Annotated in this window: 12 protein-coding genes; 3 read left to right on the forward strand and 9 right to left on the reverse strand. The window is 37.7% G+C overall.

Annotation, left to right across the window (positions count from 1 at the left end; genetic code table 11):
• The 9 genes from rlmN to ACIP9C_RS07675 all read right to left on the reverse strand — a co-directional run bounded on the left by rlmN (nt 1) and on the right by ACIP9C_RS07675 (nt 9,351).
• A complete protein-coding gene (rlmN, locus tag ACIP9C_RS07635) occupies nt 1-1,143 on the reverse strand; it encodes a dual-specificity RNA methyltransferase RlmN (RefSeq protein WP_401009510.1) in 1,143 nt (380 codons plus the stop codon).
• The gene (rsmB, locus tag ACIP9C_RS07640; RefSeq protein ID WP_401009511.1) at nt 1,143-2,504 is read right to left on the reverse strand and encodes a 16S rRNA (cytosine(967)-C(5))-methyltransferase RsmB; all 1,362 of its coding nucleotides are present in this window, start codon (nt 2,502-2,504) and stop codon (nt 1,143-1,145) included. Before rsmB ends, rlmN begins: the two co-directional genes overlap by 1 nt.
• Nucleotides 2,501-3,442 carry a methionyl-tRNA formyltransferase gene (gene fmt, locus ACIP9C_RS07645; RefSeq protein WP_401009512.1) on the reverse strand — a complete coding sequence of 314 codons (942 nt, stop codon included), beginning with the start codon at nt 3,440-3,442 and terminating at the stop codon, nt 2,501-2,503. The genes rsmB and fmt overlap by 4 nt, the downstream gene beginning before the upstream one ends.
• Nucleotide 3,443: 1 nt before the next feature.
• Nucleotides 3,444-3,938, reverse strand: coding sequence for a peptide deformylase (def, locus tag ACIP9C_RS07650; protein ID WP_401009513.1), 495 nt, complete (start codon nt 3,936-3,938; stop codon nt 3,444-3,446).
• A 95-nt stretch (nt 3,939-4,033) separates the two neighbouring features.
• The gene (priA, locus tag ACIP9C_RS07655) at nt 4,034-6,445 is read right to left on the reverse strand and encodes a primosomal protein N' (protein WP_401009514.1); all 2,412 of its coding nucleotides are present in this window, start codon (nt 6,443-6,445) and stop codon (nt 4,034-4,036) included.
• Complete coding sequence (gene coaBC, locus ACIP9C_RS07660; protein ID WP_401009515.1) at nt 6,442-7,452, reverse strand: bifunctional phosphopantothenoylcysteine decarboxylase/phosphopantothenate--cysteine ligase CoaBC; 1,011 nt, start codon at nt 7,450-7,452, stop codon at nt 6,442-6,444. The genes priA and coaBC overlap by 4 nt, the downstream gene beginning before the upstream one ends.
• Before the next feature lie 130 nt (nt 7,453-7,582).
• A complete protein-coding gene (gene rpoZ / locus ACIP9C_RS07665) occupies nt 7,583-7,810 on the reverse strand; it encodes a DNA-directed RNA polymerase subunit omega (protein WP_173477811.1) in 228 nt (75 codons plus the stop codon).
• Between the two features lie 4 nt (nt 7,811-7,814).
• Nucleotides 7,815-8,432, reverse strand: coding sequence for a guanylate kinase (gene gmk, locus ACIP9C_RS07670; protein WP_173477812.1), 618 nt, complete (start codon nt 8,430-8,432; stop codon nt 7,815-7,817).
• 43 nt (nt 8,433-8,475) lie between these two features.
• The gene (locus tag ACIP9C_RS07675) at nt 8,476-9,351 is read right to left on the reverse strand and encodes a YicC/YloC family endoribonuclease (protein WP_401009516.1); all 876 of its coding nucleotides are present in this window, start codon (nt 9,349-9,351) and stop codon (nt 8,476-8,478) included.
• Between the two features lie 316 nt (nt 9,352-9,667).
• Between ACIP9C_RS07675 and ACIP9C_RS07680 the strand changes: the two genes are divergently transcribed.
• The 3 genes from ACIP9C_RS07680 to ACIP9C_RS07690 all read left to right on the forward strand — a co-directional run bounded on the left by ACIP9C_RS07680 (nt 9,668) and on the right by ACIP9C_RS07690 (nt 15,801).
• Nucleotides 9,668-11,362: an Rqc2 family fibronectin-binding protein gene (locus tag ACIP9C_RS07680; RefSeq protein ID WP_401009517.1), complete on the forward strand. Its 1,695-nt coding sequence runs from the start codon at nt 9,668-9,670 to the stop codon at nt 11,360-11,362.
• Between the two features lie 250 nt (nt 11,363-11,612).
• Nucleotides 11,613-13,298, forward strand: coding sequence for a methyl-accepting chemotaxis protein (locus ACIP9C_RS07685; protein WP_401009518.1), 1,686 nt, complete (start codon nt 11,613-11,615; stop codon nt 13,296-13,298).
• An 841-nt stretch (nt 13,299-14,139) separates the two neighbouring features.
• Entirely contained in the window at nt 14,140-15,801 is a 1,662-nt protein-coding gene (locus tag ACIP9C_RS07690; RefSeq protein WP_401009519.1) for a peptide ABC transporter substrate-binding protein, read from the forward strand.
• The last annotated feature ends 107 nt before the right edge of the window (nt 15,802-15,908 follow it).

The raw sequence follows: 15,908 nt of genomic DNA on the forward strand, positions 1-15,908 counted from the left end.
TCACCTCGTTTCTTCAGATCTCTCTTTCGCACGTAATTGTCCGCATGCCGCATCAATATCAGACCCTTGCTCTCTGCGGATTGTTACGTTTATACCATTTTTCTTTAATGTTTTTTCAAAAGCAAAAATTTTACTACGAGATGTACGGATATAATCACGTTCTGGTACGTAGTTTACAGGAATTAAGTTCACATGGCATTTAATTCCTTTTATTAATGCAGAAAGTTCTTCGGCAACTTCAACTGAATCATTTTCACCTGACATTAAACCATACTCAAAACTTACACGTCGGCCCGTTTTTTTCGTATAGTAACGAACAGCTTCCATTAATTCATCCAATTTGTACGCACGTGCAATAGGCATAAGTTTTTGACGTGCCTCCTGGTTTGGTGCGTGCAATGATACAGCAAAGTTAATTTGAAGCTGTTCATCAGCGAATTCGTAAATTTTAGGTACAATACCAGATGTTGATACAGTAATGTGACGTGCCCCAATATTTAAACCTTTTTCATGATTAATGACTTTTAAGAAGCTCATCATGGCCTCATAGTTATCGAAAGGCTCACCTATGCCCATAATAACGATATGTGACACACGTTCATTTACCTCATCTAAAGCTTGCTGTACTTTTACAACTTGTTCTACGATTTCACCTGCTAATAAATGGCGCTTCAAGCCACCTAAAGTTGATGCACAAAACGTACAACCAATTCGACAGCCTACTTGCGTAGTTACACATACTGAGTTGCCGTATTCATGGCGCATTAAAACTGTTTCAATAGAATATCCATCTTGTAACTGAAATAAAAATTTAATCGTACCATCTTTTGATTCCTGTTTAATGATCGTTGACAATGTTGTTAAAGCAAAGCTTGCCTCTAACTTGTCTCGTAATGTTTTGGATAGGTTAGACATTTCTTCAAATGTTTTAACACGCTTATTGTATAACCAGTCAAAAATTTGTGCAGCTCGGAATGGTTTTTCCCCATTTTCTTTTAGCCATTCTTCTAATTGATGTGGTTGTAATGAATAAATTGATTCTTTTAAATTCGGCTTTTCTTTTTTCGCACGTCGAACTGGCTTTTCTTCAGCTTCCTCGACTAAGTCGTTAATACGTTCATTAAATTGCTCTTGCTCCACCATTAGTTGGATTCTCCTTTTTTACGAAAGGCTGCGACGAAGAAACCATCACTGCCGAAGTCTTGTGGGAAGACTTGAAGCATGCCATTTGCTTGCTTTTCCGCTAATTTTGTTGGTAAAGATTCTAGTTGTATAGCTTCCATTTCTGGATGCTCTCTTAAAAAGGCATCAACAGTGCCTTCGTTTTCTTGTTTATCGACTGTACAAGTACTGTACACAAGCTTGCCTTCGTTTTTTAGTACTTTAGTAGCTGCATCAAGTAGTGCCAACTGGATTTTCTGAAGGTTTTCTAAATCTTCTTCACGCTTCGTATATTTAATATCCGGCTTACGGCGCATAACACCTAAACCACTACATGGAGCATCGACTAACACCGCGTCGAACGATTCTGGTTGTAAAAAATCTGGAGCCTTACGTCCATCAATTGGAGCTGTTTCTACAATATTAAGTCCTAGACGTTCTGTATTATGGTCGATTAAATCTAATTTATGTGGGTGCAAATCCGTTGCCAAAATAGAACCTTGATTGTCCATTTTTTCTGCCAAATGTGTCGTTTTACCACCTGGTGCTGCACACATATCTAAGACGCGCATTCCTGGAGAAGGATTCAAAACATTTGCAGGAATCATTGAGCTTTCATCCTGAATAGTGATAAGTCCTTCCTGAAATGCTTTTGTACGAGCGGGTTGGCCATTTGTCACATGTAGACATTCCGGCATTAGACCACTTAGCTGTGCAGTTAAGCCCTCAGCTTGTAAGCTTGCAATCGCTTGTTCAGTAGTCGCCACCGTCGTATTGACACGAACCGTTTGCACGGGCGGTACGTTATTTTCATGAAGCATTGCTGTAGCTATTTCTACGCCATAATTGTTTACAAAGCGTTCTACCAACCATTGTGGATGACTTGTTTCAATAGCAAGACGTTCTATAGGATTTTTTATATCCTCTATAGATGGTACACCTTGACGCAATATAGAACGTAAAATACCATTGACCGTAGATGCAATTCCTTGGTGTCCACGGCGTTTTGCAATTTCTACAGCTTCGTTCACTGCTGCGTGAGGCGGAATTCGCGTTAAATAATGCATTTGATATAGCGACAAACGCAATAGCCAGCGCACCCAATGATCTAGTTTACCACGAACAAATGGCTCTAAATAATAGTCGAGGGTCATTTTATATTGAAGCGTACCATACGTAATTTCTGTTAACAGTGCACGATCCTTTGATTCAATTTTATGGCGTTTAATCGTTTCGTGTAAAAGTAAATTACTATACGCTTGGTTTTTATCTACTGCTAATAGGATAGAAAGTGCGGCATCCCGTACATTACCATCCCAAATTACTACGCTTTTTTTACTCATTTAAACTGGTCCCCGATCTGTAATTTTGAACCTGTACCTCGCAAATAATCCTCTGCCGTCATACGTTTTTTACCAGCTGGCTGAATGTCATATAATGCAAGTGCTGTTCCATTTCCAGCCGCAACCTCAAAATGGTCCTTTTCAATTGCTACGACTGTACCAGGTGTAGCATTATGTTTTGCTTGTCCTACCTGCGCCCACCAAATTTTAAAATTTCCTTCTTCAAAAGTTGTATAAGCTACTGGCCAAGGATGAAGTCCTCGCACTTGATTGTATAAAGTCGTTGCATCCTTTGTCCAATCAATTCGTTCTTGTTCACGAGATATATTGCTCGCAAATGTCACTTGCGTTTCATCTTGTACTGTACGGCTATTTGTTCTGTTTATAATAGAAGGAAGTGTTTCTTTTAATAGGTCACAGCCTACAACACTTAGTTTATCAAATAGGCCACCTGTATGGTCATCTTCTTCGATAGCTATTGCCTTTTGAGATATGATATCGCCTGCATCTAATTTTTCAGCCATATACATAATTGTTACACCCGTCTCTTTTTCACCATCAATAATTGCTTGGTGAATAGGAGCTCCTCCGCGGTATTTCGGTAAAAGTGATGCATGCACATTAATACAGCCTAGTGGTGGCGCATCGAGCAATTCTTTCGGTAAAATTTGTCCAAATGCAGCTGTAATGACGATATCTGGCTGTAGTTCAAGTATTTGCTGTAATTCTTCAGAGCCACGTAGTTTTTCAGGTTGAATAACAGGCAAGCCTAATTCCAATGCCGCTGCCTTTACAGGTGGCGGTGTTAGCACTCGCTTACGTCCTACAGGTCGATCAGGTTGTGTAACAACTGCTTTAATATCATAGCCCTCTTTGTGTAGCATACGCAAAATTGGCGCTGAGAAATCAGGTGTTCCCATAAAAATAATCGACGTCATATTATTCCTCCTCTTCTGCGTACAATTCTTCTAGCTCTTCTTCTGTAAGAATACGTTTAATTTTAGAATCAAACAATATACCATCTAAATGATCAATTTCATGTAAAATTGCTCGCGCTTCAAAGCCTCCTGCCTCAAGCTCATACACACGCCCTTCACGGTCACACGCTTCAATTTTTACATAGTCAGGACGTTCAACTTCTCCATAAAGACCAGGAAAACTTAAGCAACCTTCGATGTCAACTTCTGCACCGTCTGTTTTAATAACAGTAGGATTAATCATTTCTAAAATATCTCTTTCCTCGCCAAGCTCGACAATTGCCACACGTAAACCTACATCTATTTGTGGTGCTGCAATACCAACACCGTCATATTCCACCATCGTGTCATATAAATCATCTAGTAAAGTAATAATATCTTCATTAATTTCTGTTACTTCAGCACAAGGTGTTGATAAAATTTTTGCTGGATGTTCGATCACTTTTTTAATCGCCATTTCTCGTTCCTCATTTCTAATATTTAAGACTTCTCCGCCTTTATTTTTATATCAGGCAAATAGCTAATAAACTGAACTTGTATCTTATAGCATCTCTATATAGTAGACGGGTCTAAATCTACCGTCATTAATATGCCCTGTTTTATCCATTCTGCTCGATACATTGCAAGCAATCGTTGCAATACAGGTATCAGATTTGGTTCAATTTTATATTTTATCAAACATTGATAGCGATATCTATTTTGGAGACGGCTAATACTTGCAACTGTTGGGCCTATAATAGACACTTGTTTTGATAAATTTCCTCGAAGCCAATCCGCAGCTCGCCCCGCATACTCCGCTGCCATCATCACATCTTCATGAGATACTTGTATAAGCGCTACGAAATAGTAAGGTGGATAGCCTGAACGACGGCGTAAAAACATTTCGCGTTCATAAAATGGCTCGTAATCTTGTACTTTAGCTAATTCAATTGCATAATGCTCTGGAGTATAAGTTTGAATGACGACCTCACCTGGTTTATCATGTCGTCCTGCCCTACCACTTACCTGTGTGAGCAACTGGAAAGTCCGCTCTGCTGCACGGTAATCTGGTAAATGCAATGATGTATCGGCACTAAGCACACCAACAAGTGTAATATTAGGAAAATCAAGTCCCTTTGCAATCATTTGCGTACCGAGTAAAATATCGGCTTGCCCCTCACCAAATGCTTGCAAAATCTCTTCATGCGCCCCCTTGTGCTTTGTTGTGTCAACATCCATTCTTAGTACCCTTGCCTCTGGGAATAGCTTATAAATTTCTTCTTCCACTTTTTGCGTCCCTGTACCAAAATACCGTATATGCTCACTTTGACATTGTGGACAAATTTGTGGCACATGTTCTTCATAACCGCAGTAATGACACTTAAGTTTTTCAGTTGTACGGTGATAGGTTAACGAAATATCACAGTTCGGACATTGTACGACAGTACCACAATCACGACATAGCACAAATGACGAATACCCTCTTCGGTTTAAAAATAATACCATCTGTTCTTGCCGTTCGAGTCGAGTACGTATCCCTTCAATAAGCAGTTCAGAAAACATAGAGCGGTTTCCTTTTTGAAGTTCCTCTCGCATATCTGCAACAAATACAGTTGGCATCGCCTGGTGCAGTGCACGTTGTTTTAAAGTAAGTAGTGTATAAACACCTTTTTTTGCACGTGCATACGACTCAAGGGCAGGTGTCGCGCTACCTAAAATGACAGGACATTGGTAATATTGGCTACGCCAAATTGCCACATCTCTCGCATGATAGCGTGGGGAATCCTCCTGCTTGTAAGTAGATTCATGCTCCTCATCTAAAATAATGAGCCCTAAATTTGTAAAAGGTGCGAAAATTGCTGAACGAGCACCAACTACTACCCTTACTTTACCCTGTTGAATTTTCCGCCATTCATCATACTTCTCACCTACAGATAACCCACTATGCATAACCGCAACCATTTCACCAAAGCGACTACGGAAACGTTCTGTCATTTGTGGTGTTAAAGAAATTTCAGGCACTAGCATAATCGCTTCCTTACCCTCATTTAAAACCTTTTGAATCGCCTGTAAGTAGACTTCCGTTTTACCACTACCTGTTACACCTTGCAATAAAAAGGTTGAAGCGGAATGTGTATCAAGTGAGTGTGCAATGGCATTTAATGCAACTGCCTGCTCGTCCGTTAATTGTAAAGATTGCGTACGCGTAACTTCGTTTGTAAAAGGATCTCGATACACTTCTTCTTGTATAAAACGCGCAGCTCCTTTATCAATGACCGCTTGTAATACAGCAGCAGATACATCTGTTTCATCATAAATCTGCTGGGGCGTAAAAATTTCTCCAAGGTGCGTAGACATCCATTCAATTAAAGATCGTTGCTTTGCAGCTCTCGATGCCTCTAACATTGCATTTCTTAGCGCTTGTTCGTCTTCTGCTATTTTGACCATACGTACTTCTTTAACATTACCCTGTTGCTTCACAACATTTTCTATCTTTACAATTTTATCTGCAATCAGTTGTTTTAATAACGGCAATAAGCCTACACGTTCAAATTCCTTAAAGTTTGCCTTTTGACGTTTTCCAAAAATTTGCTGAACTTCTATTGGTAATGTATCTTGCTCTACTTGTAATTTAACAATTTTTTCATACTTTGCCCGAAGCGCTGAAGGTAGCATTACTTGCAAAGCATCAATTTCATAACAAATCGTTTCGTTTTTTAACCACTTTGCCATCAACAGCATTTCTTCTGTGAAAACGGGCTCTATATCTAAAATTTGTGCAATTGGCTTTATTTTGTTTTCAGGGACATCTGTGTCACTTTTTAAACCTACAACAAATCCTAGTACATTTCTTGGTCCAAAAGGTACTTTCACACGACAACCTTTTTCTATAACAGCTACCCATTCTGTAGGAACAGCATAGTCAAATGTGCGATCTACATGGTATGTCGAAACATCCACTATAATCTCAGCATATAAACTCATTGCGCCTCACCTTGTAATACATACTGCCATAAAGCTTTCGCAAACTGTGTCGCATCCGAGACATCCAATACTTCACCATTTACTTTCGCTGTATGACTAAAATCAATCCACCCGTCAGATAAAACTTGTAACATCGGTTCACCCTGAACTTTTTGTCCAAATGTTACTGCAGTCGTACCTTCGACAGACAGGATAGGAGCTCTTTCAATAGTTGGAATATGGGCCGCATGAAGCAAAAAGGCCTGTGGATATTGTTTTTTTAAGCGCTCAACTTCCGCAATAAGATCATCGGCATTTGAAGCTTCTCCACCAATTAAAATCGCATGTGCTCCGAGTGCTTGTGCTTCGTTCACTAACGCCTGTCCAATACGACCATTCGCCTTTGAACTAATTACATGTTGATCATCCAAAGGGACATACCATGACCCCGCTGTTACAAGCACCTTTTTACCTGCTAATGGCTTAACCTTTGATGAAAAATAATCTTGCACAAGAGCTGTAATTTTTTCTGGTTCCTCTAAACGACCTTTGCCAACATAGCCACACGCTAAAAAGCCTTCTGACGGTTCAATAAATTGATAGCCATCTGCCGCTAGCTGTGCCAAGTTGCGCTTTACTGCTGGATGATCATACATATGAACATTCATTGCTGGCGCAATCCAGACGGGAGCAGTTGTGGCAAGTAAAGTCGTCGTGACCATATCATCAGCAATGCCGTTTGCAAGTTTACCAATGACATTTGCAGTTGCTGGTGCAACTAATATTAAATCTGCCCAATCTGCTAAATCTATATGGGCAATCACATTTGAATCCTTTTCATCAAATGTATCGAAATAGACATCATTTTTTGACATGACTTGAAAGCTTAACGGATTGACAAACTGTCGAGCCGATGCTGTCATAATGACCTTTACGTTGGCACCTGCCTGAGATAGCTTACTCACTAATGCTACAGCTTTATAAACAGCAATACCACCTGATACACAAAGTAAAATATTTTTGTTCATCTACAATGTCGTCCTTTCAAACGATAAGCTCCCAAAGGACAATTCCTCGGGAGCTCTCGGCATTCTTGTATAATCAAAAAATCACTGCAGATTTTAACATTAACTTGGCAAAAGCTTTGTTACATCAATGTTAGATTTCGTCTTCGTACACAGCTGACTCATCTTGAGATACTTTTGTAAGTACACCTGCTGCTACCTCTTCAAGTGCTTTTCCTACATATTTATAGGAAACATATTTGTGCAAGCGCTCAGTACCTTCAATTTCTTGCATTTGACGAGCACGTTTTGACGCTAAGCTTACTAAAGAATATTTTGAATCGATCTCTTTTTTTAAGGCATCTACTGATGGGTATAACATTGGTTTATTCTCCTCTCAACATTGACAAATATCTTTTTTCAACACGTTCTCTTCGACAATGCTCGGCTTTAATAATCGCATTTATACGATCACAGGCATTTGTCACTTCATCATTTTCAACTACATAATCATATAAGCTCATCATTTCAAGCTCTTCACTTGCAGTTGCGATGCGCTTCGCAATAACATCCGCTGTCTCTGTCCCACGCCCAACTAAACGATCTTTTAATTCCGTTAAACTTGGAGGGGCTAAGAAAATAAATAAGGCATCCGGTGCTTTTTTACGAATTTGCGCTGCTCCTTGTACTTCAATCTCCAAAAACACATCACGACCAGCATCAAGTGTTTCATTTACATACGTTATCGGAGTGCCGTAGTAATTCCCTACAAATTCAGCGTGTTCTAATAAGCCACCTTGTTCAATTAACGTTTCAAACTCTTCACGCGACTTAAAAAAATAGTCTACACCATCTACTTCACCTTCGCGAGGATTTCGTGTTGTCATTGAGATGGAATACTCATAATTCGTATTCGGTTGAGAAAATAATTCTTTTCGCACTGTCCCTTTTCCTACACCAGATGGGCCAGACAGAACAATTAATAATCCACGTTCTTTTATCATTTATTCTCTATATCTCCCTTAATTTATAACAGATGCAAGCATGTTATTCGATATTTTGAACTTGCTCTCGCATCTTTTCTAAAATTGTTTTTGCCTGAACTACTGCAACGGCTGCTTCTGTCGATTGATTTTTTGAACCTATTGTATTAATTTCGCGATGAATCTCCTGCATTAAAAAGTCTAATTTACGTCCGATTGAAACTGTTTCTAGTAACGTTTCTTCCAGTTGGTTAAAATGACTATCTAAACGATCTAACTCTTCTGTTATGTCCACTCGCTCAGCAAATATTGCTACTTCTGCGAGCAAACGATCTTCTAAGAGCGCTCCATCTGCTATTTCAGCAATTCGTTCTAATAATCGCGTACGATATTTCTCAACAGCAAGTGATGAATACGAGCGAATTTGATTCACTTGATCCATTAACTGTTCCTTATATTGTACAACAACATCTTGCAATTCTTGCCCTTCACGCTCACGCATTTGGATCAACTGTCCAGTAGCTTCTGTCACCGCATTCTCCACTGCCCCCAATAAATCCTCTGGCGTTAGTTGCGGCTTTTTCTGTACTAATGCTTGCTCTAGCGCTAGTAGCTCCTGCATTGTCCATTTTTCTTCTAGTGGTACTTTACTTGCTAATTGCTCTTTTGCCTTACGATACGCTTCAATTAATGACCAATTAATTTCAATAGATTGCTCGACGTTTTCTAAATCCTTCACATCTACCATCACATCAACTTTTCCACGTGATAAAGCTTGTGAAATCAATTTCTTAGCAAAAATTTCTGCTTCAAGCCATTCTTTCGGGAACTTTGCATGAATTTCTAAAAAACGATGGTTGACCGAGCGTATTTCTACGGTTAACTGAAAGTCTCTTGTTGTTGTGACACCTCTGCCAAAACCAGTCATACTACGCACCAAGGTTCGTCACACCTTTCTTTGCATACTGGGATTATTATAACATAAGCTCTGTCATTTATGACGTCTCTCCACAAAAAATTCGCTAGTGCAAAAATTAATTCTACCACATCTGAAGCTATATTTTAATATTCACCTAAAAAATGCTATGATAAACATACAAAAAATGCATTCATGCGTGAGATGACTGTTTGAACACTATTTATAATAGGAAGAATTCCATCCTATCTGTTCATATACACAGATAAATCAGGCGCAAAAATTACTATTATATACGAATACACAATGATGCAATATATCGTTGGAAAGAGGAATTAAAATGGCATTCGATGGCTTATTTACTTATTCAATGACAACAGACCTGCAACAATTAGTAACAGGTCGTATTACGAAAATACATCAACCTAATGCTCAGGAAGTTGTTTTACAAGTCCGTGCAAATGGTGGCAACCACAAATTATTGTTTTCTATCCACCCTTCTTATGCACGTGTACATCTTACTGAGCAAACGATAGAAAATCCCGCGGAACCTCCTATGTTTTGTATGTTATTACGTAAACATTTAGAAGGTGGTTTTATTTCTTCTATTAAACAGCACGACCTGGATCGCATTATTATAGTAGAAATCCATAGTAAAAATGAAATTGGCGATCCGATTGTACGGGAATTACACGCAGAAATTATGGGTCGCCATAGTAACCTGCTATTAATTGATAAGGAACAAAATAAAATTATCGATAGTTTAAAGCATTTATCACCATCGATGAATAGTTTCCGTACAATATTACCAGGACAGCCCTATATTGCACCACCTGCACAAAATAAATGGCAACCCCTATCGGTCTCAGATGAGCAGTTAACTGCATTTTTCACTGAGCCGAAAACAGCAAAAGAAGTTGTTTCGCAATTTGTCGGCTTTTCTCCATTACATGCCGAGGAGTTATTATTCCGCTTAACAACTGCGGCTAGTAAAGTAGAATGTTTCAGAGACTTTATGGCAGCCTTTCGTAATGGCGGCACAGAACCGATGTATGTATTCGCCAATAACAAAACCTATTTCTCTCCTATCGCTTTAACCCATTTACAAGGAGAAAAAACCGTTTATCCAAATGTACATGAACTGCTTGACCGCGTATTTTTTGCGCGTGCAGAGCGAGATCGTGTGAAACAACAAGCTGGAGATTTAGAACGTTGGCTACAAAACGAAATCGATAAGTTGTCATTAAAAATAAAAAAGCTGACGAAAGACTATGAGCGTGCTTCCAAGCTAGATCAATTCCAATTATTTGGGGAACTGCTTATGGCCAATATATACGCTTTCGAAAAAGGTGTGAAGGAAGTAACAGTAACTAACTATTATAGTGAGTCCGCTGAAGAAATTACGATTCCTGTAAGCGAGCGTAAAACACCCATTGAAAATGCGCAAAGTTATTATACAAAGTACACAAAAGCTAAAAATGCCCTTATTATGGTACAGGAGCAACTTGAAAAAACAAAAGAAGAAATAACTTATTTTGAGATGCTAGCTCAACAGGTTCAACAGGCATCTCCAGGTGATATAGAAGAAATACGTGAAGAATTAGCGGAACAAGGCTATTTAAAACTACGTCACGCTAAGAAAAAGAAAAAACAACTAAAACCTGAACCAGAACATTATATATCATCTACAGGGACACCTATTTCTGTAGGCAAAAACAATAAACAAAATGATATGCTAACATTTAAAATTGCTAAGCGTACAGATGTATGGCTACATACAAAGGACATACCGGGTTCACATGTAGTCATTCATACTAATGAGCCAGATGATACGACATTGCGAGAAGCTGCAACACTTGCCGCTTATTTCTCAAAAGCGCGTGACTCTTCCTCTGTTCCGGTAGATTATACAGAAATACGACAAGTTAAAAAACCAAATGGTGCTAAACCTGGATTTGTTATCTATTTCGAACAAAAAACATTGTTTATCGATCCAGATGAAACTGTCATTTTACAGTTAAAAAAGCAGTCTTAAAGATAGGAATACGATGCAAATTGCATCGTATTTTTCTTTTACAAAGTGCATTCTCCGCAATGTGGACTATATATAGATAATAATCAATGACTTTTGTGATTTTTACAGTCTATGTTCCCTATTAAAATATTTTAAGATTTCCACAATGAATATTCTGAACTGTTTCTACCTTCTGTTATTGACTTCTAGCCTCCACGATGTCTTAATTTAACTATAAAAATTTTATCATTTCAGAAAGGGCGTATTCACTATGTCTGTTGGCAAAAAGTTAAGCTTCGGTTTTTTCTCGATAATCTTTACCTTATTCATTTCTCTGCTTATTCTGTTTATACAATTTTCTAAAATTGAAAGTAAAGTCGAAGATGCATTAGAAAATCGCGTCTCCTTAGTAGAACTATCGGATAATATTAAAATTGAATTAGCGATGCAAGGCCTTTTTATTCGCGCAATGTTTATTGAAGATACTCCATATAATAAGGAGAGTTTTGAAAAATATTCATTAATGCTAGATGAACACGTTGACGAAATTACAGAAAAAGCAGATTCACCTGAAATGATTGAATTTACTAAAGAGCTTAATACATATAACAATGCTTTTAACAAAGCAGCTGATACTGTTTTAGCTTTACATGATGAAGGTAATATAGAAGAAGCTTTACAAAAAGTAAATGGTGAAGCCCAACAAGCTAACATAGGGTTATCAGAAGTCTCTGATAAAATTGTAGACTATCAAAAGAATCAACTAGAAATTATTACGAAGGAATCTAAACAGGCAGTAAAAAACTCTCAAATTATTTCTGTTATAGCGCTTATTATTGGTGTAACACTCGGCTTATTCCTTATGTTCTATGTACAACGTAAAATTACTCGCCCTTTAAAATCAGTTGTAGCTGCTGCTAACAATATTGCAAATGGTGAATTATATCATCAAGATATTGCAAATCAATCTAAAGATGAAATTGGGCAGCTAGCAGTTTCCTTTAACACGATGAAAAGTAACGTCCGTAGTTTAATGACACATATACAAGAAAACTCCGAACATTTAACAGGCGCAGCCGAAGAGTTAACTGCCTCTACCGAAGAAGTTTCTGCTACAACAGACGAGGTAACGTCTCGTATTAATGACACCGCTGCGGCAGCCGTAGGCGCAACAGTCGCTGCAAAGGAAAGTGCTGCTGCTATGGATGAAACTGCAACAGGCGTACAGCGTATTGCCGAAGCAACACAACAGCTTCACCATAGTGCTATTGCTACATCTGAAACAGCCAACACTGGTAACAGCATCATTGAAGAAGCACAGCAACAAATGAACGTCATCAATGATTCAACTCAACTGATTAACACGCTCGTTCAAAAACTTAGTAAACAATCAGTAGAAATTAGCAATATTACAGAAGTTATAACAACAATTACAGATCAAACAAATTTACTTGCACTCAATGCCGCAATCGAAGCAGCACGTGCAGGTGAACACGGTAAAGGCTTCGCTGTAGTAGCAGATGAGGTCCGCAAGCTAGCGGAAGAATCAAAACAATCTGCCAATCAAATTGTTGCTTTAACGCAAGACATACAACAAGATACAAAAAATGTAGAAAAGGCAGTATTTGATGGCCTTCATTCTGTAACAGACGGTGTTAAAATGATAGGAAATGCAGGCATGGCTTTTGAATCTATCGTTAAAGCAATTAATACAATGTCAGATCAAATTGAAGATATTTCTGCAACTTCTGAAGAAATATCCGCCAGTGCTGAGCAAGTAGCAGCATCTGTTGCTGAAATTGCTTATGGGGCTTCAGCAAGTGCTGACAATACGAAAATTATCGCCGAGGCAATGAAAGAACAAGCCGCAACAATCCAACAAGTAAACTTAGTAGCGACAGATTTAAGTGAAAAGTCTTTAGATTTACAAAATCAAATCCATCAATTTAAGTTATAAACCTCAAAAAACACTCTAGGTAAACGACACATCGCGTTTGCCTAGAGTGTTTTTCTATGCAACTTATTTATCAAAAATCGGATGAATTGACGAACTTCAGATAAAATTTTAATAACAAATCATTTTTATACAAAATACATATCGCCATATAGATATATGCCGAAAAAGAGAAAAACAAACTTCGAATTTTGGGATGAAAGCTAATTAATTATGCTTTTTCATATATTCAACAGCTTACCGAAGCGCCATTGTATTATTTTAAAAAAATATTAGACTACTAATTTGTGCTTAAAAGGTTCTATTCTATCTATTAAACTGCATGCTATTTCATACAAATTTCTCTCCTTTTCCCTTTTTTTCTCTCTTAAAGCTAAATACTAGATAAATACAAAACAAAATTTTTATATATCATTTATAGATAGTATTATTCATATTTTTAGATTAGAAATTACAAGAAATTACCTAATTAAAAATCATATTCACTTAGTTTTACGATGATTTTCTACAAAACTATGTAAATTTCTTAAGGTATAACATCCGTGACTTTTGAATCATTTTTTATTGCGTCATAATATTATCAAAAAAATAGGAATTTTCGGTATAGTAAATCATTTTTTCGATTTTGTTTTATTTTTGATATTTTTAGCTGTTTTAAATCAAATTCTCATTATTTAAACACTTTTGTACACTAAAGTGATAGACCGAAGAAAATTATTATTCTTGTAAATGTCAGATAATACTATATAAATTTGAATCTTTTTTATTTTGTGCACAATGACTTTTTTGGTATATTAAATAGGAGCTTCACAAAAGGCTTAAAAATTGTATAAGGGGGATTCACATGAATAAGAACAAAAAGTTTTTATTACTAACAGTCCTTGCAGTATTTTCACTAGTACTTGCTGCATGTGGCTTCGGTGGAGATTCGTCTGATAAAGCAAAAGACGATAAAAAAGATTCTGGTTCATCAGAAACAGCTTCTTCAAAAGAGCTGAACTTAGTTATACCTTCTGAACCACCATCTTTACATCCACAACTTGCAACAGATTCTACATCTAGCGCAATCTTAATTAACGTATTTGAAGGTCTAACTCGTTTAGACGCTGATGGACAACCACAAGCAGCTATGGCTGAGAAATGGGATGTAAGTGAAGATGGTTTAACTTACACGTTCCACTTACGTGATGCAAAATGGACAAACGGAGATCCAGTAGTAGCTGGCGACTTCGAATATGCTTGGAAATGGGCTTTAAATCCAGACAACTTATCTGAATACGCTTCTGTATTCTACCCAATCAAAGGTGCTGAAGCATACAACAATGCACAAGGTACAGTTGATGAAGTAGGTGTTAAAGCTGAAGATGAAAAAACTTTAGTTGTTACTTTAACAAACCCAACTGCTTATTTCTTAGAGTTAACTGCATTCAAAACTTACCTTCCAATCAACCAAAAAGTTGTTGACGGTAAAGATGATTGGTACGCTGAAGCAGGCGAAAACTTCGTAACTAACGGACCATTCACATTAGACACTTGGAAACATAGTGATTCTATCGTTCTTAAGAAAAACGACGGTTACTGGGATGCTGCAAATGTAGCTCTTAACACAGTAAACATCGGTATGGTTGAAAACGAAGCAACAGCTGTAACAATGTTCAAAAACGGTGAAATCGATTACCTAGGTTCTCCATATCAAACAGTAGCACTTGATGCTATTGATGGATTCAAAGCTGATGGTACTTTAAAAATTTCTGACTATGCAGCGATCTACTGGTACAAATTCAATACAACAGATGAAATCACTGGAAACGCTAACATCCGTAAAGCGTTAACATTAGCAATCGACCGTCAAGGTTTAATTGACAACGTTACTAAAGGTGAACAAAAACCTGCATTAGGTATGGTTCCATCTGCAATCAGTGGTTTTGAAGATGACCGCGGTTACTACAAAGATAACGATATCGAAGGTGCTAAAGCAGCACTTGAAGCTGGTATGAAAGAACTTGGTATTAAAGATCCAAAAGATATTAAAATAAATGTTTCATTCAATACAAGTGAAGCACACGCTTCTATTGCTCAATTCATCCAAGAAGGCTGGGCAAAAAATCTTGGTATTACTGTAAGTCTTGATAACTCTGAATGGCAAGTTTACTTAGAGAAACTTAACGTTCTTGACTATCAAGTTGGTCGTATGGGCTGGATTGCAGACTACAACGATCCTTACACATTCTTAGAAATGTATGATACTGCTAAAAACGGTAACAACGATACTGGTTGGGAAAATCCGAAATACAAAGAATTGTTAAAACAATCAATTGCAGAAGTAGATACAGCTAAACGTCTAGAGCAATTAAAAGAAGCTGAAGCTATCGCAGTTTCAGAATTCCCAGTTGCTCCAATCTACTACTACACTAACCTTTCAGTAGAACAAAAATACGTTAAAAACATGGCACCAGACAGAATCGGTAACATCCAACTTAAAAACGTTGATTTAGACGCTAAATAATCTAAATAATATTTTTTAAGCTCTACAGCGAAGAGCTGCCTCGTGGCCACTTCGGCGCGAGTCAGCTCTTTTTAAAATACGAAGGCATTTATTTGTCAGAAAATTGA

Origin of the sequence: Lysinibacillus sp. NPDC093210, from assembly GCF_044753985.1 — a bacterium.
Classification (GTDB): Bacteria; Bacillota; Bacilli; order Bacillales_A; family Planococcaceae; genus Lysinibacillus.